The organism is Microcoleus sp. F4-D5 (assembly GCF_036704885.1).
Taxonomy (GTDB): domain Bacteria; phylum Cyanobacteriota; class Cyanobacteriia; order Cyanobacteriales; family Microcoleaceae; genus Microcoleus.
Window position 1 is genome coordinate 1 of record NZ_JAUBSX010000107.1, and the last position, 19719, is coordinate 19719.

Consider the following 19719-nt stretch of genomic DNA (forward strand, 5'->3'; position numbering starts at 1 on the left):
TAGTCTGGGCATCGATCTGTTCTACCTTCTACATCTACATATAAATGGTAGCTCTATTCACGCCCAAGTGTACTAGACAGATATATCCAGACTACGCTAAGTATACCTGCCTTACAGAGATTAGGGGTTTAGTAAAGCCAGATGGGTGTATGAAACGCTCTGCATCGCTTGGGTTGGCGCAGCATGAAAAGTCGTTGGAGCAGGCCGTTCACAAGTCTTTAAGGCAAGATCAACTTGACTAGCACAGAACCGATCGAACCCAGAAGACTCATAAAATTGCCACCGCCCCCCGTGCGGGGTTCCGTAGGCTTTTGACGCGCTACAATGGCTTCGCCTAACTGCTTTGACAACTCCTGACCTTGGGTATTTCCTTGAGCGGCAAAGAGTTGGTTTGCTATTGCAGCGTCTTGAGCCGCGCCGGCGAAGTCTCCCAAGTCAGCGCGAGACATACTGCGCGCAAAATAAACGGCTGCTAAATCCGATTTCAGATTCAGGGCTTGATTGTAATAATCAATGGCGTTTCTGTAGTTTCCTGCTTGAGCTTCCAGCACTCCCAACCGGTAGAAGTCTTCAGCGGTGCCGATATTAGTGGGCATTCCTCTAACTCCGAGCAGTTGCGCGTTAGTTAAATTGGCGTTGAGCAGATTGGCGTCGCCCAGATACGCACTTCTCAAGTCAGCACCGCTGAGGTTGGCACCGCTGAGGTTAGCCCCCGTCAGGTTGACGCCAAACAGACTGGTGCCGCTGAGGTTGGCACCGCTGAGGTCAGCCCCCGTCAGGTTGGCTCGGCTGAGGTTAGCCAACCTCAAGTCAGCACCTTTGAGATTGGCTCCTGTTAAGTTGGCTAAAACCAAGCCAGCACTGCTGAGGTCGCAGTTGGGGCACTGTCGGGTGGCTAGTAATTGTTGCGTGTGTTGGATGTTCTCGGCGGGTGCAGGAGCGATCGGGGCGATCGAGCTCAGTAGCGTTACAGCAGCGAGGATTCTGAGTTTCATTTTAACCGTCCAAAATCCAAAATATTGAATCTAAAATAGCTTTCATTGAAGCAATTGAAAATCAACATAACACAACTTCACCCAACAAATCTTTTGGCTCGCCTTATGTAGGAGTTCTGTGCGCCATCAGCACCCTACATTGAAGTTATCCGCCTTACCTGAGTGTCAAATAAACACTTCCCTACCAATAAATTAGGGTAATGAAAAGCTCATTACCCTTTAGCCGCTGTTCTCGGCAACCATAAAAATTAACAAATAAATTAGTCGTGAATCGTGCCGTCGGGCATCGTCGTACCCTTAAGATATACTCCGCTCAAGTTGACTTTTGTAAGGTTTGCTCCCAGCAGGTTTGCTCCGCTTAAGTCTGAGGCACTTAAAATCGCTTCAGTCAAGTCTGCCCTAATTAGGCTTGCTCCCATTAAGTCGGCTCCGCTGAGGTCTACTTTGCTCAAGTTGGCCCCAATTAAATCGCATTCTGTCAAAACCGCCCTGCGCAAGTTTACTGCATAAAGATTTACTCCGTGCAGGTCTGCACGGCAGAGTGTTGCCCGAGATATGTTGGCTCCAATTAAAGTTGCTTGGATCAGGGAAGCTTTGCTCAAGTCTGCTTTGCTGAGATTGGCTCCGATCAACTCAGCTCCATTCAGGTTAGCTTCAGCTAAAAGTGCTTCTGTGAGGTCGGCTCCACCTAAGTCTGCTTTGCTCAAATTAATCTTGCACAAATTGGCTTTGCCAAAGTTGACTCTGTTGAGTTTGGCTTTTATGAGATTGGCTCCAATCAGGTCGGCTTCATACAGATTGGCTCCAATCAATTCTGCTTCGTAGAGGTAAACCTCGTGCAGGTAGACCCCGCTAAAATTTCTTTCTCCTATTGCGTATAGCTTGAGCAGTTCGTCAACGTTCATTGTGGCTTCTCTACACCTTTTAAATGAAGAATACTCTCAGTAAGCTGGTTGCACCGGATGTTCTGCCATTTTAGATTTTAGATTCTGAAAGATTCGCACCCAGCGCGAGAGATGCCTCAATCTGCAAGGTTTGAGAATAAATTAGACGGTTTGGGGAGGGTGTGAAGGACAAAGCTGCATTCTCAGTCCTGGACGGACGCTAATCAAAAAAACGCGATCGCTCGATCGTTGTTACGATCGAGCGTATATGACCAAATGACCTGAAGAAACCGGGTTTTTGCGTCCAGGACGGATTCTGTTTTCCCTTTGATTAAAAATAAACATTTAAAAATTTGAACAACAATGTCGATCGCACTTCCTAACTAAAGCCCAAAAATTATAGGTGGAAAGTGCGATCTAATCCATAACTTTTTGTGAATAGTTGAGTTTACTGAGGACTGTGACAACGATCACCAATAAATGTTAGTAGTATCACATAGAAACTACCGTTTCGATCACAGCAGGTGGGTAAAAATAGCAGGTAATGTTACTGTAATACTGGAAAATTCACAATGTCACCCTCGCCGTGTTTTACTCAACTGGCGATCAAACAAGTAGTTTCACAGATACTTGCCCGCTTGCTGTGAAAGTCGGTTGCAGCATTACTCGGCGCTACTGGCTCCGGCTGATGACAGTGTTAATCTATCAGGATTTCTCGAACAGCGAAAGCCAGAAATGTACTTCTGGAAGTATGGGAATGTCTGTCTAAAAACGCGATCGCTGGTGTACAGATATTCGCCTGTTTGCTAGCAACTAATGAATTAAAATCGCCAATACCTTAGCAAAATTTAGCAGTAAATATCACGAAAACCATGATATATGTTTAGCAAAAAGAGAATAAATGGTATTTTTTAAAATTCCACTATTGCCGCTAACATTGCAGTCGATCGGTTAACTGACATCGGTATTAGCAATGACGCTTGTCCGTAAAATACAAAACCGATCCAAAAACCGGGTTTTTTACTAAAAAACTTGGTTGCACCCTTTGCTCTCGGTTAAAAAAAACCGGTTTCTGAGTGTCAGAGTGCCTCCCGCACTGAAAAAGTTTAATGAGAGCGCTTTTGTATTGCTTCATTGCAAACAAAAGGCGAGCATTTAGGATAGGAGCGGATTTTGCTCCCTTGTCAAGTCAAACAAAGGTATTGTAGAACGGGAATCGTGAGGTAATTGATATGGCTGGAGTATGTAAACTTAACATCACAGAGACAATTGAAGAACTAAAAAACCTGTTAACTGAACAAAAAACGGCAAGCGGCTTTCAAAAAATTCAAGCACTTTACCTGTTCAAAATTTGTCACGTTAAGACAGTTAAAGAATTGGCAATGACGATCGGGGTCAATCGAATAACTGTGCAGCGGTGGCTGAGAAAGTACCGCTCTGACGGACTCGAAGGACTCCTCGAAACAAAGCACAGCGGCGGCCGCAAGCCGGCCATTCCTCCTCTGGCCCGCGCTAGTTTGGCAATGCGCCTCAGCGACCCCCAGAAAGGCTTTAAAAGCTATGGAGAAATTCAAGAGTGGTTGCAGCAGGAATACAGCATTGAAGCTTCCTATAAAGCCGTTTATGCAACAGTCAGATACCAGCTCAAAGCCAAGCTGACGAAAGTCTAGACTGTTCGTACCACGTCGGATTAATCACCACTCATCTAATTGTTTGCAGTCAATCTGTGAATATTTTGAAGACTTGCGTCGTCACGACAAATCAGACTAATTCTTTTTTAACAAAACGCGCTATCATAAACTGCAGAGCATATAAATTAGATGTTGTGGCGATGGGGTGAGGGGGAGAAAATTTGAGGTTTTTCCCGCGTTTTTGAAAGATGCTTAAAAAATTAGTCAGAAATCATAGCTTGCAAATTGTGTCTAATTTGCAGGTTTTGTTATATGAATGTAAAAACTGGCAGCGGCTAAGGCAAAAACCGATCCAAAGCGGCTTTCAACTCTTCGATTTCCGTATCGATATTACCTTCTTTTGCTGCTCGGGCAATGCACTCGGTTAAGTGTTCGTCAAGAATGATTCTCGCTACGCGATCGAGCGCGCCTCGAACCGCAGCAACTTGCACGAGAACTTCGGGACAAGGACGGTTTTCTTGCACCATTGTTTTAATGCCGCGGACGTGTCCCTCAATCCGAGACAAGCGATTTACCAACCGCCGCATGGATTCTTCATCGTGATGGTGAGGGTGTGCCGATCGATCGTCGTGAGGGTGCTGGGAATTTGAGGGCAAGGATTTGTCAGTAGAAGTCTCAGATAGAATCATCGGGGTTATACCATTTTAGATTTGAGATTTGAGATTTGAGATTGGGAATGAGTGATTTCGTAATGGTTGGGCCCACTGGCCTAGAGTTGCATTCTTTTTTTGAAACTGGTATTACTAGGGAATTTTTTAAAGTTAGAATTCAGAATAGGGTGAGTTGGTGCGGGCTCGTGACTCATGTATTGTAACTGTCAAAATATATTTAGGATCTTCATAGTGGCAGATTATTGAGTCCGCACGATCGCACACCTTTACCAGACTAACCCAGACTAACAAAGATTGACGCTATGCAACTATTTAAGTTTTTTCGCCCCGCACCTCCTCGAATCGGTGCTCGTTGGTTCGCCCTAATTTTAGGAATGACCATCGCTTTGAGTGCTTTAACAATCAATGCTGCACCCGCTACAGCCGCGACGTTCAAAAATCCGCCCAACTTACAGTTCCAGAGTTTCCCAGCCACCGCTGCGAATCCGCAACTGTTAGCGCTGCGGAGTCCGGAACTCCCGGGCGATACCGGCAGTTTTGTGACGGCCGCCGTCGATCGAGTCGGGCCGGCCGTTGTCCGGATTGATACCGAGCGCACTGTCAGTCGCAACCTCGACCCCTTAATGGAAGATCCCTTCTTCCGCAGATTTTTGGGAGAAGATTTACGCAGCCTGACCCCCAGACAAGAACGCTTGCGCGGTCAAGGTTCGGGCTTCATTATTGACAAAAGCGGGATTGTTTTAACCAACGCTCACGTAGTTGACAAAGCCGATCTAGTGACTGTGACCTTAAACGACGGCAGGACATTTCCAGGAGAAGTGCAAGGTACTGACGAAGTGACAGATTTGGCAGTTGTCAAAATTAATACCAAGGGTGTTAACTTGCCCGTGGCAGCCCTAGGAGATTCCAACGCGGTGAAAGTGGGAGATTGGGCGATCGCCGTGGGCAACCCCCTCGGATTTGACAACACCGTCACCTTGGGCATTATCAGCACCCTCAAAAGATCCAGTGCAGCCGTCGGCATTCCCGACAAGCGCCTCGATTTCATTCAAACCGACGCGGCCATCAATCCCGGCAATTCCGGCGGCCCCCTGTTAAACAGCAGAGGAGAAGTGATTGGCATCAACACGGCGATTCGAGCTGATGCAATGGGTATTGGCTTTGCGATTCCGATCGACAAAGCCAAGGCCATCTACGCCCAGCTAGCCAAGGGAGAAGAAGTCAGCCATCCGTTTTTGGGCATTCAGATGATTGCTTTGACTCCTGAAATGGCCAGAGAGAATAATTCTGACCCCAATGCTCCTTTGATGGTGCCGGAAGTTAAGGGGGTGTTAGTGATGCGAGTTGTGCCCAATACCCCTGCTGAGAAAGCAGGGCTTCGCAAGGGAGATGTCATCGTTCAAATTGACGGTGAGGAAGTGACTCAGGCCGAACAGTTGCAAAGTTTGGTGGACAACAGCAAAATCGGTCAAATTCTGAAACTGAAAGTGCGGCGCGGTGCCCAGATTAAAGAAGTAGCAGTTCAAACTGCTCAATTGAGAGATTTTTAGAGAAGAAGGGGAAGGGGGGAAACTGTTAGAAACCCTTTCCTTCTTCCTTCTTCCTTCTTCCTTCTTCCTTCCTCTATATGACACGAATTCAACTTGCCTATCCCAAAATTCCAGATAGTAAAAATTGCCATCACGAACAATGTATAGCTTTTGAGAAGTACGATGGCACTAATTTGCATTGGGTTTGGGAAGTTGAACTCGGTTGGTATGCTTTTGGTACGCGCCGCAGTAGATTTGATTTGGATGAGATGGGAATTGCAGAATTTAATGCTGCACATCCAGGTTTAGAAGCAGCACCGGAAATATTTAAAAGAGACTTTGCTAGCCCCTTAGAGTCTATATTTCGAGAGAACGAACAGTATCAGTGTGGTGAAATTACTGTGTTTGCAGAGTTTTTGGGTGCTAACTCGTTTGCGGGAATGCACCAAAAGGACGATCGCAAACAACTGGTGCTTTTTGATGTGGAAACTGAGGGCGGTATGGTTGTTCCCGAGCGGTTTATTCAGGATTTTGGTAAATTAAATATTGCGCGAGTGATTTATCGCGGCAAACTGACGGGCAAGTTTATGGACGATGTTCGCAAGGGGAAATACGGTGTGGATGAAGGTGTTGTGTGCAAGGGAGGCCGCAATGCTAATAATCTGTGGATGGTGAAGATTAAGACTGATGCGTATATGCAGAGATTGCAGCAAGCTTTTCAGGATGATTGGGAAAATTACTGGGAGTAATATCAAATTTGAAGGCTAACTTTTTTGATGAATCGATCGAGTAGTGCGATCGTTGAAACCCTCTTTTGCTCCCCCTTTACCAGAAGAGTTGACAAACAACCTATCTTGTGGTGAGATGGTAGTACTGAAGGTGCAGAGCGATCGCGTAAATGTCCGGGTGGGGGCTGAGGTGGCGGATTACCTGTATCGAATGGCTGCGGGCAATCTCAAAAGTCAGCGCCATCATACCAGAAGCAATCCAAACGGCAGGACAAGGGCTACATCCCTTAAGCATTTTTGTCTCCGCTGAATTCTGGTAGATGAGGAGATAAAATTATATTTTCAGGAGCAGGCTGTCTAAAAGCTTTACTCTCATGTTAGATAGCATTTAATCTAAGGCTGTCTGGGCTATTTTTTAAAAAGTATTGAAATAAAAAAAGAAATGTTTATGACAATAGATATCGATATTTTAGAAGATAAAAAGGTAAACTGCTACTCTTTTATGGTACAGCTAAGTGTTGAAGATTATCTCAACATGGTAAGTAGGACATTTGAAAATAGAGGAGGCTTAGAAGGACAAAGAGATACATTAAAAACAACAACAGCTATTCGGATTAGGGAGAGAATGGTTCAAGATATAGAAGCAGGCGCACTAATTCCACCCATAGTCTTAGGAGTAATCGTGTCGCAAGTTACTTTTGACAAACTGGAGACATTAAAAGACAGAGATTCATTTTTAGCCTTGATGAAAGGAATTGATAGTGATAGCATCTCTATTATCGACGGAATGCAAAGAACTACAGCTCTACATGAAGCACGAAAGAAGACAGATATTAGTAAAAACAAAATTCGTATAGAATATTGGATTGCCTCTCAAGTAAATAGTCTTACCTACCGGATGTTAGTTTTAAATACTGGCCAAGTTCCTTGGAATATAAGGAGACAGATTGAAATAGTTTTTAGGTCAATTATTAAAGAATTAAAACAAAAATCTACTTGCGTCGAGATTTTGGAAATAAATGACGAGAGGCGAAGTTCATCACCTGGACAATTTCATGCTGATAACATTATAGAATTATTTTTAGTTTTTGGGGCAAGAAAAGAAAAAATTGACTTACAGGAGAGGTTAGCAGATGAATTTATGCGACAAGACTTTATAGAATCAGCAGCTAATGAAAATTTTATAAATATATTTTATGAAGTAATAAACTATTTGGGTAAATTCGATCGAGCGATAGCCAAATATAAAGATGAAAATTCAGAAGAATATTTTAAAGACGGTAATTTATTCAGAAAAAGTCAACCAGCTTGTGTGGGTTTTGTAACAGCAATAGGTTTGTCTGTACTGGGTAGAGCTGGCTCGAAGTATAGCTCAGAAAAACAGAATGAAAAATGGAATCAAATTAAAAATGATGCCGATAAAATGTTAGAACGTATATCTAGTCTAAAGAGTAACGAAATAAAAGATTTTCTAGATTTTCCAACTTTAAATGAATTGATTGGTAAAAAACCAGCTAAGTCTAATGAAAGAGAATTCTTTCTGCAAGCTTTTAAAATCTTAATCGAGGAAAACTTTAAAGTTGACAATATGACTCCGTGTTGGAGAGCTTACTGAAAAGCTTATGTCTAGAAACATGATAGACGCTAACAAATATATATTTGAGGTATTAGCTGAATTTGTCCAAACAAGTGAAGTTGCTGTGCCTGTTTCTAATAATAAACGATGTATTAAGACAAATACTAAAGATAAAAAATGGTTGCAAGAACTCAAAATTATAAACAAGCAGTTAATTTTACCCAATTTCCAAACAGCTTCATTTGAATTTAATAGCCAGAAATACTTTGTTGCCGTCGGTTGGCAGAATAAACAAACTATTGATAGTGATGAAGTAATTGAATTTGTAGAACTGAATGCGGGAATAGTTACAGCATTACTATTTGAACTTAAAATTCCTCTTAGCCATGAAGCAAAACCTTATGATATTGCCGATAGAATTTTATATAATGACCCTATAAACTCAATAATTAAATATGAAAATTTTTATTTAATAAGCAATTTTTTTGAACCATTTTCTGTCTATCGAATTCCAGAAAATTCTCCTTTTATCGAAAAAAATGATATAGATTTAATAAGGATATCAGGCTTCTATGCTTTAAAAAATAGCCAACTAATTGCCTTGAAATTTTCTAGTCAAACATTTGATAAATTTGAAAATATTTTTTTTGAAGGCTCAAAAAACATACCTTATGCAAATTTATTATTTAGTTTAGTTTCTGTTTCTTGGAAATATTCCTTTCTCGATATTTATAGATGTATAGAAAGGCTGTTTCCCCTATTATATCTAGAAATTTTATACAATAAATTGAACATCGCTGATTCGCTCTTAAAGTTTTCGGCTGAGGTTGAAGATTGCCTGATTTGGAAACCTAAAGAAACAGACGCGGTTAATAAACTAATTGACGATTCCCCGGAAGAAGCTCGTAAGTTATTGCGAGAAATTAAAAAGTTGCTTTATGGTACAGAAGAAGGTGATTGTGGAGATTTTGTTTATAAAATTCGGAATTCTATAGTTCATTTTAGACCAGCAACTGAGTCTATTAATATCGAGGAGGATAATTGGGATATGCTAATAAGAGCATCTTTATATATCGTTGAATATTGGTATAAGCAATATGACGAACAATTAACGCTTAGATAGTCCCGCCATACCTTACCAACCTCTTCAGCAATTCCTACTCTCACACTTGAAATATTAGGAATAATTAACTCATGACCGCCACAATTGCCACCGAACAAAAACTCAAAATTCCAGTTTTATATCCCGCTTACACTGATGCTAAAGACCGCCATGTAGGAATTTTTTTAACACTCCAAAAATCCTGGGTCACTCGATGCTATATTTGTCACCCCCCAGCTTTGGCATTCCCCTACTCTTCAATTTCTAAATATCGAGCCAAAATCTGTTTAATTTCTGGTATTTGGTGCAGATCCAATTGCCCAAGACAGCGCACAAGTCGGCGTTTATCAAACGTCATCGGATCGACGCACACGATAAAACTCTCCGTACTCAGACCATTAAGAGTCGAAGGAATTACAGGCAAAACAACAGCTCGTAAACCCTCGTTTGGAACAGCAGAGGTGATGGGTAGAACTGTGACTTTACTGCGTTGATTAAAAGCAGTTCCTGAAATAATTACCGCCGGTCGAGTCTTGCGGATTTCTGTACCGACTGAGGGATCGAAATTCACGAGCCAGATGCTTCCCAGTCGGTAATCGCTGCTTGCTGCCATGCTTCATCCTCATCGGTTAATTCATCGCTCAGTTCATCGAGCAATAAACAGGCTTCTACCATTGCCTGCTGTTCTTGTTGTTTGCGCCATGCTTGCAATAAAAGCTCAACTAGCCGACTGCGATTTTCTACACGCTCGTCAATGTAACGCACTAGCTCATCTGGCAAAGAGATAGATATTTTCATATTATTTATGCCACTCTTAATACTACCAATGGTAGCACATCGATCGAGCAGATAGCAAGCTGATGAAGTAGAGCCGCAGCAACGCCGATTCCGTCTGATTCCGATCGCCCCCTACACAAAATTAGCCGGATCTTGATCTCGCCGATGCTTCAGCAGAATCGGAGAACCTTGGCCATCACCCACCAAAGCCGCCGTTTCCTCCAAGGCTTCCCTCAATCGCTTGGCCGCGTAGATGGACATATCGCGGGGCACATTCACCCGATCGCGCAAATACCGCAAAGCCGCATCAGAACCAGCCGGCGGCGTACAAACTTTGCCAGTCATCATCAAAGTTAAAGCACAACGCAAAGCCTCATCAAATAACTTGTCATCAGCAGGGTTGACGCGAACGATGTTTTGGCGGTGCTTAATGACGCGGTGAAGTGCTTCAGCGCGGGAGGTTTCCGGTTCTGGATACATCACATCCGGCAGTCCAGCCCAAGGCCCATTATCCACGCGGGCTTTATTGAGTAGCATCTGAGGTTCGCCGTTTTCATAACACCCGCCCATCTGAGGCGGTAAATCGTGGACGTGGGTGTGAAAATCGCTCTGAGTACCGCGATAGGTGGGGCGCGTTTCCATCGCCGCAAACCAGTCAGCAAAGCGCGGGTTTTCTTCCCGCATCGAGTAGCCTTTGTAGTAGTAAAGACTGGCATTCATCCGTTCGACGTAGGGCGTAAAGATCGCATCCACAGTGCCAAATTCATCGAGGAAATAAGGCCCCGGAGTGCTCGCCAGAGCTTTTTCTACGTGGGCGACGACGCTGATAAATTGGTTGCGGTTGTGCTGTTCTGTTTTGGCTGAACTTGCTGGGTAGCACAGCCAGGTACACCAGGCCCGAAATAGCAGTCGCTCTAACCGCCGCAGGGGTATTACTGCGGGGTTTTCCATGCCCAAACCCAAGGGGCCGTAGACTCGTTCGAGGGCGATTAAGATATCATCGCTTTCGGTGATGATGCGGCCGTCTAGTTCGATCGCCGGTAGCATTCCCGATGGCACTTTCCGCTTGTACCAACTTTCTTTTTCCCCATAGCAGAACATGGTGACTTTTTCAATGCGGTAGGGGATTTGTTTTTCTTCCAACCACAACCAGATTTTTTGGCAGTAGGGACACCAGGCGTGGTTGTCGCGGTACAGGGTGACTCGGACATCGGATTCGGTTTTACCGAATAGGCGCAAGCGGGCTTGGGCGTTGGTTGGCCCGTTGACGCGATCGAGTTCAAAGTCTGTGAGGGCTTCTAGTTCTGCCCAGCTTAGAGGGGTGGCGATCGTGGCGGTGGATGTCATAGGTGAATTAGTGCGGATGATGGTTGTCAGAAATATAGACTAAATGTATATCGTTTCTAAGTCGCGATCGTCCAAAAGCCAATGGCAAATTTGCCATTGGCTGATGTTTGTGACTGGCTACACCATCCCTACTGAAATCAATAGGTTCTTAGGAGAGCAACGAGCCAGATAAAAACTGCGATCGCTACATAGCCAAGCCCTGCAAAAACGATGATGAACTTGGGTATAGCACACCACCGAGCAATCTGAGGCCAGGGACTTTTTACAGCGCCGCGAAGCATTTTCTCAAGCGCGAAATTTTCAGTTCGATCCAGTAGCCCTGCTAGCCATTGCGCCCAAGCCAGTAGAATCGCTAAGTTGTACTCCAAAGTTCCAGGTGCGTGCAGTCGATCGGCAGCCATCACACAGCCTAATGCGATCGCTGTTGAATAAGCCAGTAGAAAGAAATTATCCCAGTACAGACTGCTTAAAGCATCGTCGTATGTCCCCTTCTGCTGCCAGGAGACAATCATCGCGCTAGCTGTCTTCTCATTGCCTGCCAATTCAAAAGAAAGTATACCGCAGGGAGCTTGTTCGGTTGTAAGCGATGGGTGGTTTGTCTTTGGTGCCAATCCCAAAGTGAGAGCAACCAACAGTCCCAATACTAGCCAATCAGTTAAACCACTGGGGATTAAATGGAGTGGATGCCACAATTGCATTTTCTTGCCTCCTACAGTTCTGGTGTCACTCGTAGTACAGGATCGGGGCGTGGAGTTTCTTCGTCAAGAATAGACGAATCACCCCAAACTTCCACCAAGTCCTGAATCTGCTTGACGCGAGCCAATGCTTCGTCGCACCAAGCCGTGGAGCGACGGTAGGGATATTTATCATTCTTATCCTGCTGCTCTTGGGCCAGCTTCTGGCAATCTAAACTCTTGTCTCGCAGCACCTGTTCCACCTTTGTCAGTTCAGTCTCCAGTAATCCCATCAGTACCTGAAAACGCACCCATTGATGATGTTCCAACTTAAAATCATTTACTATTTTTTCTCCAGCTATCTCCCCCTTTTCCATCACTCGCTTGATAATTTTCTTGTCCATAGACAAATTCAGTCCACCTTCAACTTTATCTAAACGAACCTGCACCACCCGTTCCCTGTAACTTGGCAGCATCGATTGGGTGTTATCGCGGTAGTTTTGCGCTGTTAACCAAATTGCCCGGATAAAATCGCTCAACTTGGAAATTTCTGCCCACACCTGAACTGGGGGATCGTTTGCCTTGGAAAGGTAAATTGATTTATAGAGTTCATCTCTATCCACCTCCAACGTATCTAATTGCCTGCGAAGGTTTTCTATATCTGGATTGGTAACGACGCTGACAGCATCTGCCTGTATCTGAGTCTTATTTTCGTCCTTCTTAAATGCGTTGGGTGACAACGAGGTAAGGTTGATTCCAAAAGTGGGGCGGCTGGGCAACCACTCATCAAAAAGGTGGATCGGAAAGTTGCTAGAGATGCCTCCGTCACTAAACCAGTTCCGTTGCAAACACTGTTTCCAATCGTTTTTCTTGGTAAGATCGAGCTTTTTTTTGCCTTGGAAAGCAGCGCGATTAATTGTGTAGAGAGGAACTGCACCGATTAATATAGGAAAGCTGAGGCTCATCCGCATCGCGACTACCACTGGCAAATTGTCCGCTTCAGGCAAGAAATGAAAACCTTCCGGCAACTCCACGCTTTTGCTTCGGTAAGCACATCGCGTCATATATTCTACGACGTTCGACGGGAATAGCTTGGAAAACTCTTCCTTATTAAAAATAAAAGCGTGGTTTTTGAAAGGCAGTATATAGGGTTGATTGTGACTCAGGTTAGATGTTACCAACTTGAGGTCAATGGGCTTTTGCTTTTGCTTTAGCTTGCCAAAGGTAAGTGGCTCACCGTTTTCATCGATTCCGGCAACATAGTTGATTTTGGCAGTCAGCCAATCGGTCAGCGCTTCCGGATCTTTAGATGTGGGATTGTTTTTTCGCCCACTGCACATTCCAAAAAAGTTATTCGGCACTTTTTCAGTGAGGATGCCGTACAAATCGTAGACGCCAACACCCAAACTACCAATCCACTGCCCTATCCAAGCAAATGATACGCTCAGTAGCAGCAGGAGTATAATAAAACTCCCTCCGCTTAAACTACCACCCGTAAACTGAGCCACTAAAAAAAATACTACAAAAGAGAACCCTGATAAGAACAATGCGAGGATTAAACCGATGACCAATCCTCTACGCGATCCGAGTGCGAATACCCTCTGGTGTTTAGAGCGAAAAGTTTCGCGAAGAAATCGAGCAAATTGGAAAAAGCCCAAGAATTTTTGCAGCGGACTAGGCTTTTCATGGTTGGTTTTTTCCGTTTCCTCTTGCTCGGGTTTTTTACTCTCGATAAAAACAGCGTACAGGGTATCCATTAAGGGTTGGGTTTCTTCGGAAGGTTGAAATAGGTTGCGTAAGAAGTTTTCTTGACTAAGTTGGTCGCTGATCTCCTTGAGCTTTGTAAAGCCTCCCGTGTCCCGTCCGTATTCTGCTGCTGCTGTAACTGCTGCGGCGATCGCACCTGCAGAAGTGCCTCCAATACTACGAAAGCGATACTTTTTCGCAAGCTTTAGGACAATCGGAGGATAAACAATTCCACTCGTCACACCCCCTTTCATGACTAAATCACATTCTTCTTGTTTATCACCCAAAAACTCTGATTCTTCAGTTGCATTCAAAAATTCTATTGACATGAGTAACACTTCTCCTTTAGAACAAAATGGGACGACCTCTTCCTTATTTACAAAAAAGTCGTATAATCAGTCATTGTCACGTTTTGCTTGCGCGTACAACAGCAGACAAAACGTGACTGATGCTACCCTAATAAATTCTAAAATAGATTTAAGCGCAATGACTCTCTAACTACGATTTATCTTGTAAAACAACGGAAATTCCTGGAGTGTTTCAGGAAGGTTCAGATAATAAGCTGTCTGTCTATTGACATCTAATCTGAGAAAAAATTCCCTGAGAAGTGTGGATTTCTTGCCACCATCCTTCAGTACCTCCTTTTTTCAACTGATACTGCACTTGATTTGAATATTTGTCGGCAACTACTCTCCATCTTGTTGCTTTTTGATATCCCTCTTCTCGACAGTAAGCATTAGCGATTATCCACCTTGCTTCCTCGCTGCAATCGCTAGGAATACACCAGTCAATAGTCCAGTATCTATTGCCAATATAATATCTGGGATTATTAAATGTTTCACCTGCTTTAGCTGGTTGAGCTTGTATCATATTTGCAGCATTTAAAGTTAATAAAGCTGTAAAATAAGCTAATTTAAGTGTCTTTAATTTCATTTTTCTGACTCCTTTAATAACCCAGTAGTAATCTAGACTTTACTTGACAAGTCGCCAGCTATTTTTTTGCGTAGCAAGAGGCCGAGCTGACTTGTCATGGCGGTTAAATTTACCTTGATTCAGTAATAACCCGGATGCAGCAATGGCGTCTGTGAGTAAAAGTTATAAATAGTTATATCGTTGCTGCAAACCATACCTAATTTTTAAGTATAATTGCTTAAACGCCTGCAATTGGGGCCAGGAACCACGACCCTTTCACTAACACACCCGATAATTTTAAATAAATGACGATCGACGAAGCACTGCTTTTCCTCGACTCAGTTCTCAAACAAGAGCATCTCAACGATATTCACATACTGGTATTGCGGCAGGCTTGGGAAGGACACTCTTATCCACAGATTGCCAAAAGCGCTGGTTATGATGCCGAATACATTAAGTTTGTTGGCTTTCAATTATGGCAAATTCTCAGTCGGCTATTCGGAGAAAAAGTCACCAAGAGTAACGTTCAGTCAGTTATGCGACGGAAAGCACAACAGGCACAAGTCGCCGTGCAACTACCAAATAGCCAAATTAGTCACAGGATCGACGAACAAGTCGATCGCACTGGTACGATCGCCGATCGAGTTACAACTGACGTAACAAAACTCAACAAATCGATTAATTGGGGAGAGGCAATTGATGTTTCTATTTTCTACGGACGTTCAGAGGAAATAGCTTTATTAGAAAAGTGGCTAATTGTCGATCGCTGCCGCCTAGTGACGGTGTTGGGGATGGGTGGAATTGGTAAAACCTCTCTCTCTATCAAGGTAGCAGAACGCATCCAAGAACAATTTGATTATATTATCTGGCACAGTCTCCGCAATGCTCCATTAATACTCAACTTATTGGTAGAATTGATTCAATTTCTGTCCAACCAACAGGAAACGAATTTACCGGAAACTGTGGATGCTGGAATCTCGCGCCTGATGCACTATCTTCGACAGCATCGGTGTCTTTTAATATTAGATAACGTCGAGTCAATTCTACAGGAAGAAGAATGCACGGGTTGTTATCGACAGGGAGATGAAGGATACGGTCAACTTCTGCGATGCGTAGCCGAAATAAATCATAAAAGTACCCTGCTACTAACCAGTCGAGAAAAACCGATCGGTTTAGCAGCTAAAGAAGGCGAAACTTTGCCTGTTCGTTCATTACAACTGACAGGTTTAACCACCCCAAGAGCACGGGAGATTTTTCAACGCATCGGTTCTTTTCAAGGGTTAGACTCCGAATGGGATATTTTGATATCCCACTATGCGGGAAATCCCCTAGCATTAAAAATGGTCGCTCCAGCCATTCGCGACTTTTTTGACAGTAGCCTGACCAAATTTTTAGAACTTTTAAATCAAGGAACTTTAGTATTTGATGATATTCGCAACCTATTAGACCGACAATTCAATCGTTTATCAGATTTAGAAAAAAAGGTGATGTACTGGCTGGCTATTAATCGGGAGCCAGTCTCGCTGGGAGAATTACAACAAGATTTAGTTTCAAAATTAACTGTCAAAGAATTACTAGAAGTTTTAGGTTCTCTCGTGAGACGTTCTCTCATGGAAAAAACCTCAGACGGCTACACTCAACAACCCGTCGTCATGGAATACATGACGGAACGATTAATCGAAAAAGTCTGCACTGAGATAACCAGCAGCGAAATTGACCTTCTCAGAAGCCTGAGTCTTCTCAAAGCTACAGCTAAAGAATACATTAGAGATACTCAAGCAAGTCTGATCCTCAAACCTATTGCCGATCGGCTGCTTTTTAATTTTGAACGCCAGCAACTTCTCGAAAACCAACTCAAACCAATTCTGGCATCACTGCGCGGTAAACCAACACTAGAAACTGGCTACGCTGCGGGTAATATTATAAATCTATTGCGTCAGATGCAGCCAGATTTAAGCGGTTGGGATTTTTCTCACTTGACCGTTTGGCAAGCTTATTTACCCGATACGAATTTGCATTTTGTCAACTTTGCTGGGGCAGATTTAACTAATTCTGTTTTCGCTGAAGTTCTGGGCAGCGGTTTGTCAGTCGCTTTTAGCCCGGATGGAAAACTCTTAGCAATGAGCGATACAAATAGTGAGGTTCATTTGTGGCAAATGCCAGAAGTTAGGCGGCTGAGAACTGGCAAAGAATATGGCAGCATCGTGTTATCCGTTGCTTTTAGTCCAGATGGAAAAACCTTTGCTACTGGCGGTAGTAACGGTACGATTAATTGCTGGGATGTTAGCAGTTGGTCGATTCGTCAAATATTGCAGGGAAATCATAGCCGTGTGCTGGGAATTGCTGTCAGTCCAGATGGCAAGATGCTTGCTAGTGGCATCGGTGATGGGACTGTGCGTTTTTGGGATTGGAGTCACGGACGGTGTTTGCTAACTTTGCCGGCACACAAAAGTCAGGCTTGGTCGATCGCATTCAGTCCTCAAGGTAAGATTTTAGCTAGTGGTGGTGATGACGGAATACTTAAACTGTGGGATGTTGCTACGGGACAATGCCTGAAAATGTTTGAGAGTGACTGTTGTCAAATTCGATCGGTTGCTTTCAGTTTAGATGGTAAAACGGTAGCCTGTGGTGGTCATGATGCTTTGATTCGCATCTGGGATATTAGCACGGGTAAAGTCTTGAGAATTTGCTCTGGACACTCACGAATAGTGGTGTCTGTTGCCTTTAGTCCTGACGGTCAGATTTTAGCAAGTTGCAGCGAAGATAGCACCGTGAGATTGTGGGAGGTGGCATCGGGTGAGTGTCTAAAAACACTGCAAGCACACACCAGTCGAGTTTCATCTGTCGCGTTTCGTCCAGATGGCAAAATTTTAGCTAGCACTGGTGAAGACTGTACGGTGAGACTGTGGGATGTCAGAAGGGGTCATTGTCTGAAAACAGTATTGGGGCAAAGCAATCCAGTAAATTCGGTAGTTTTTTCACCCGACGGTCAAACTTTAGCCAGTAGCGATCGCGCCGTGAGATTATGGAATATCAAAACCGGGAAGTGTTTTAAAAGCATACAGGATGGACATACTAATCGATTGAAATCGATTGCCTTTAGTCCGAATGGGGACTTGTTGGCGAGTGGATTCTCTGACACTACTGTTAGGTTATGGGATGCTATGACAGGAGAATGCCTAAAAAGTTTAGAGGGTCATTCTGCTTGGGTTTGGGGAGTTGCCATCAGTCCCGACGGTAAGACATTGGCAAGTTTCAGTGAAGACCAGACGATCGAACTATGGGATATTAGCACAGGGCAATGTCTTTATACTTGTACCGAGCATGAGAGTTGGGTGATGGGAGTTGCTTTTAGTCCTTCAGGTGATATCCTGGCTTCTGCGAGTACCGATAATACAGTGAAGTTATGGGATGTCAGTACAGGGAAAGTCTTAAGAACTTTGATGGGAAATAGCGGTTGGGTTTGGTCTGTGGCCTTTAGCCCTGACGGTAATATCTTGGCAAGCAGCAACAGTGACGGTAGCATAAAGTTTTGGGATATCAATACCGGAGAATATCTGACCAGCCTGGAGGGACATGACGGTATTCTTTCATCGGTAATCTTTAGTCCTGATGGTACACTCTTGGCGAGTGGCGGTCACGATCGAACTGTACGAGTGTGGGATGTTAGCACTAATGAGTGCTTGCAAGTTCTGCGGGGACACGACAATTGGGTGTGGTCGGTTGCTTTTAGTCCAGATGGTCAAATTCTAGCGAGTGCCAGCCAAGATGAGACGATTAAGCTTTGGAATGCAGTAACGGGTGAGTGTATCAAAACCTTGCCTGTTCCCAAACCTTATGAAGGAATGAATATTGCATGTGTTAAAGGTTTAACTGAGGCGACTATTGCGACGCTCAAAACACTGGGGGCAGTTGAAGTAAATTGATCGCGACTAATACCAAATCTGGGTTTACTACCCCTTTTTTTTGTATTATTTGTCATTACGAGGAACGAAGCAATCGTTTAGTCTCTGCGATTCCTTCGTTCCTCGCAATGACGGAGGGGTAGTCATGATATTAAACCCAGATTTGGGTTCGGGCGACTACATTTGAGGGAGTGGGGCGTCTTGAATTTTAGCCAGTGCTGCTTTCATTTGGGGAGTAGCCAGGAAGTTTTGGGTGGCTGCGATTAAACGATCGCCCCAGAGGTTTTCTTTGAGATATTCTACGGTAGCATAGCGTTTGTCGAGTTTCAGAGCTGCTTCTCCCATCGCTAAGCCTTTTGCTTGGTCGCCTTTGCCGTAGAGTGCCACTGCTAGAGCTAGCATTGATTCTGCTGCTTTGTCGTCGATCGCGATCGCCTGTTCCCAGCGTTTGATGGCGCTATCAACATCTCCCATTTCGTATTTGACTAATCCGATATTATTGATAGCCGGCCACAGGTTTTTTTCTAAAGCAAAGGCTTTTTCGTATTGGGCGATCGCCTGATCGAACCGCTTTAGCTTATAAAAAGCATTGCCTAAATCAAATAATGCACCCGGAGTGTCTGGTTTTAGTTTTAATCCTGCTTGCAAATATTCGACTGCTTTCTCGTAGTTCGCTTTCCGAAAGTGAGCTTCTCCCAAGACAAATTTAATTGATGGATTTTCTGGCGACAGAGATTGAGCTTGCCCTAAAGCTTCAATGCCTTTGTCAAACTGCTCGACTTGAAGGTACAAGCTGCCTAACAAAGTCCATGTTTGAGGATTCTTGGGGGCTAACTGTGTGGCGAGTTCCGCTCTTGGTACGGCAAGTTCGTACTGCTGGAGTCTGGCTAACTGGACGGCTTCTTCTGCAAGGCTCAAGGCTGTCTGTTCGAGTTGGGCCGAGTCAATTTTCAGGGTGTAAGGCAGGAGTGCCTGACAGGCAGCCGGCTCGGGCATTGCCCCCAAACCGAGTGCGAGTAGCAGAGATATTAAAGGAATGCGATTAGGCACTGTACAGCCCCAGCAAAAAATATAAGGGTTTCTCGATCGCCTATAATAACTCATATTTGTAAATTACCCAGCACTGACCTGAGTACAGGTACAGTGTGGGCTTTCAATAGCCCTAAAATGATCTTGCACATTGCAAAACAATCTCGAACCTTCGGGCTTATTTACGAAAGCCCCAATAGCAGCAATATTCTT

At 44.0% G+C, this 19719-nt stretch carries 18 protein-coding genes; 8 read left to right on the forward strand and 10 right to left on the reverse strand.

Going from position 1 to position 19719, the window contains the following annotated elements; translation table 11 throughout:
- Nucleotides 1-218: 218 nt before the first annotated feature.
- Entirely contained in the window at nt 219-995 is a 777-nt protein-coding gene (locus QUA80_RS30235; RefSeq protein WP_333428641.1) for a pentapeptide repeat-containing protein, read from the reverse strand.
- Nucleotides 996-1255: 260 nt separating this feature from the next.
- On the reverse strand, nt 1256-1900 hold the full coding sequence (locus tag QUA80_RS30240) for a pentapeptide repeat-containing protein (protein WP_333428642.1): 645 nt from the start codon (nt 1898-1900) through the stop codon (nt 1256-1258).
- Between the two features lie 565 nt (nt 1901-2465).
- On the opposite strand from QUA80_RS30240, the gene QUA80_RS30245 reads away from it, so the two are divergent.
- Together QUA80_RS30245 and QUA80_RS30250 are read left to right on the forward strand one after the other, a co-directional pair.
- Entirely contained in the window at nt 2466-2648 is a 183-nt protein-coding gene (locus QUA80_RS30245) for a hypothetical protein (RefSeq protein WP_333428643.1), read from the forward strand.
- A gap of 463 nt (nt 2649-3111) precedes the next feature.
- Nucleotides 3112-3549 carry a helix-turn-helix domain-containing protein gene (locus QUA80_RS30250; protein ID WP_333428644.1) on the forward strand — a complete coding sequence of 146 codons (438 nt, stop codon included), beginning with the start codon at nt 3112-3114 and terminating at the stop codon, nt 3547-3549.
- Nucleotides 3550-3845: 296 nt separating this feature from the next.
- On the opposite strand, the gene QUA80_RS30255 is transcribed toward QUA80_RS30250, so the two are convergent.
- Nucleotides 3846-4199 (reverse strand): metal-sensitive transcriptional regulator, encoded by a 354-nt coding sequence (locus tag QUA80_RS30255; protein WP_333428645.1) that lies wholly within the window; start codon nt 4197-4199, stop codon nt 3846-3848.
- A gap of 284 nt (nt 4200-4483) precedes the next feature.
- Between QUA80_RS30255 and QUA80_RS30260 the strand changes: the two genes are divergently transcribed.
- The 5 genes from QUA80_RS30260 (at nt 4484) to QUA80_RS30280 (ending at nt 9137) form a co-directional block, all read left to right on the forward strand.
- Entirely contained in the window at nt 4484-5731 is a 1248-nt protein-coding gene (locus QUA80_RS30260) for an HhoA/HhoB/HtrA family serine endopeptidase (protein ID WP_333428646.1), read from the forward strand.
- Nucleotides 5732-5808: 77 nt separating this feature from the next.
- Nucleotides 5809-6459, forward strand: coding sequence for an RNA ligase family protein (locus QUA80_RS30265; RefSeq protein ID WP_333428647.1), 651 nt, complete (start codon nt 5809-5811; stop codon nt 6457-6459).
- Between the two features lie 115 nt (nt 6460-6574).
- Nucleotides 6575-6748 (forward strand): hypothetical protein, encoded by a 174-nt coding sequence (locus QUA80_RS30270; RefSeq protein WP_333428648.1) that lies wholly within the window; start codon nt 6575-6577, stop codon nt 6746-6748.
- A gap of 138 nt (nt 6749-6886) precedes the next feature.
- Nucleotides 6887-8053 carry a hypothetical protein gene (locus tag QUA80_RS30275; protein ID WP_333428649.1) on the forward strand — a complete coding sequence of 389 codons (1167 nt, stop codon included), beginning with the start codon at nt 6887-6889 and terminating at the stop codon, nt 8051-8053.
- A gap of 7 nt (nt 8054-8060) precedes the next feature.
- Complete coding sequence (locus QUA80_RS30280; RefSeq protein WP_333428650.1) at nt 8061-9137, forward strand: hypothetical protein; 1077 nt, start codon at nt 8061-8063, stop codon at nt 9135-9137.
- A gap of 229 nt (nt 9138-9366) precedes the next feature.
- Here QUA80_RS30280 and QUA80_RS30285 read toward each other — a convergent pair whose 3' ends face one another.
- From QUA80_RS30285 to QUA80_RS30310, 6 genes are all read right to left on the reverse strand, one after another.
- Nucleotides 9367-9729 (reverse strand): type II toxin-antitoxin system PemK/MazF family toxin, encoded by a 363-nt coding sequence (locus tag QUA80_RS30285; RefSeq protein ID WP_333428651.1) that lies wholly within the window; start codon nt 9727-9729, stop codon nt 9367-9369.
- Nucleotides 9684-9914, reverse strand: a complete 231-nt coding sequence (locus QUA80_RS30290; RefSeq protein ID WP_333428652.1) for a ribbon-helix-helix domain-containing protein — start codon at nt 9912-9914, stop codon at nt 9684-9686. The genes QUA80_RS30285 and QUA80_RS30290 overlap by 46 nt, the downstream gene beginning before the upstream one ends.
- Nucleotides 9915-10025: 111 nt before the next feature.
- Nucleotides 10026-11240 carry a glutathione S-transferase family protein gene (locus QUA80_RS30295; RefSeq protein WP_333428653.1) on the reverse strand — a complete coding sequence of 405 codons (1215 nt, stop codon included), beginning with the start codon at nt 11238-11240 and terminating at the stop codon, nt 10026-10028.
- Nucleotides 11241-11377: 137 nt separating this feature from the next.
- Nucleotides 11378-11938: a hypothetical protein gene (locus QUA80_RS30300; protein ID WP_333428654.1), complete on the reverse strand. Its 561-nt coding sequence runs from the start codon at nt 11936-11938 to the stop codon at nt 11378-11380.
- An 11-nt stretch (nt 11939-11949) separates the two neighbouring features.
- On the reverse strand, nt 11950-13989 hold the full coding sequence (locus QUA80_RS34005) for a patatin-like phospholipase family protein (RefSeq protein ID WP_445302304.1): 2040 nt from the start codon (nt 13987-13989) through the stop codon (nt 11950-11952).
- A 241-nt stretch (nt 13990-14230) separates the two neighbouring features.
- Entirely contained in the window at nt 14231-14593 is a 363-nt protein-coding gene (locus QUA80_RS30310) for a hypothetical protein (protein WP_333428655.1), read from the reverse strand.
- A gap of 284 nt (nt 14594-14877) precedes the next feature.
- Here QUA80_RS30310 and QUA80_RS30315 point away from each other — a divergent pair, with 284 nt between their 5' ends.
- A complete protein-coding gene (locus QUA80_RS30315; protein ID WP_333428656.1) occupies nt 14878-18498 on the forward strand; it encodes a WD40 domain-containing protein in 3621 nt (1206 codons plus the stop codon).
- Between the two features lie 156 nt (nt 18499-18654).
- Here the strand turns inward: QUA80_RS30315 and QUA80_RS30320 are convergent, their stop codons facing one another.
- A complete protein-coding gene (locus QUA80_RS30320; protein ID WP_445302305.1) occupies nt 18655-19527 on the reverse strand; it encodes a tetratricopeptide repeat protein in 873 nt (290 codons plus the stop codon).
- Between the last annotated feature and the right edge of the window lie 192 nt (nt 19528-19719).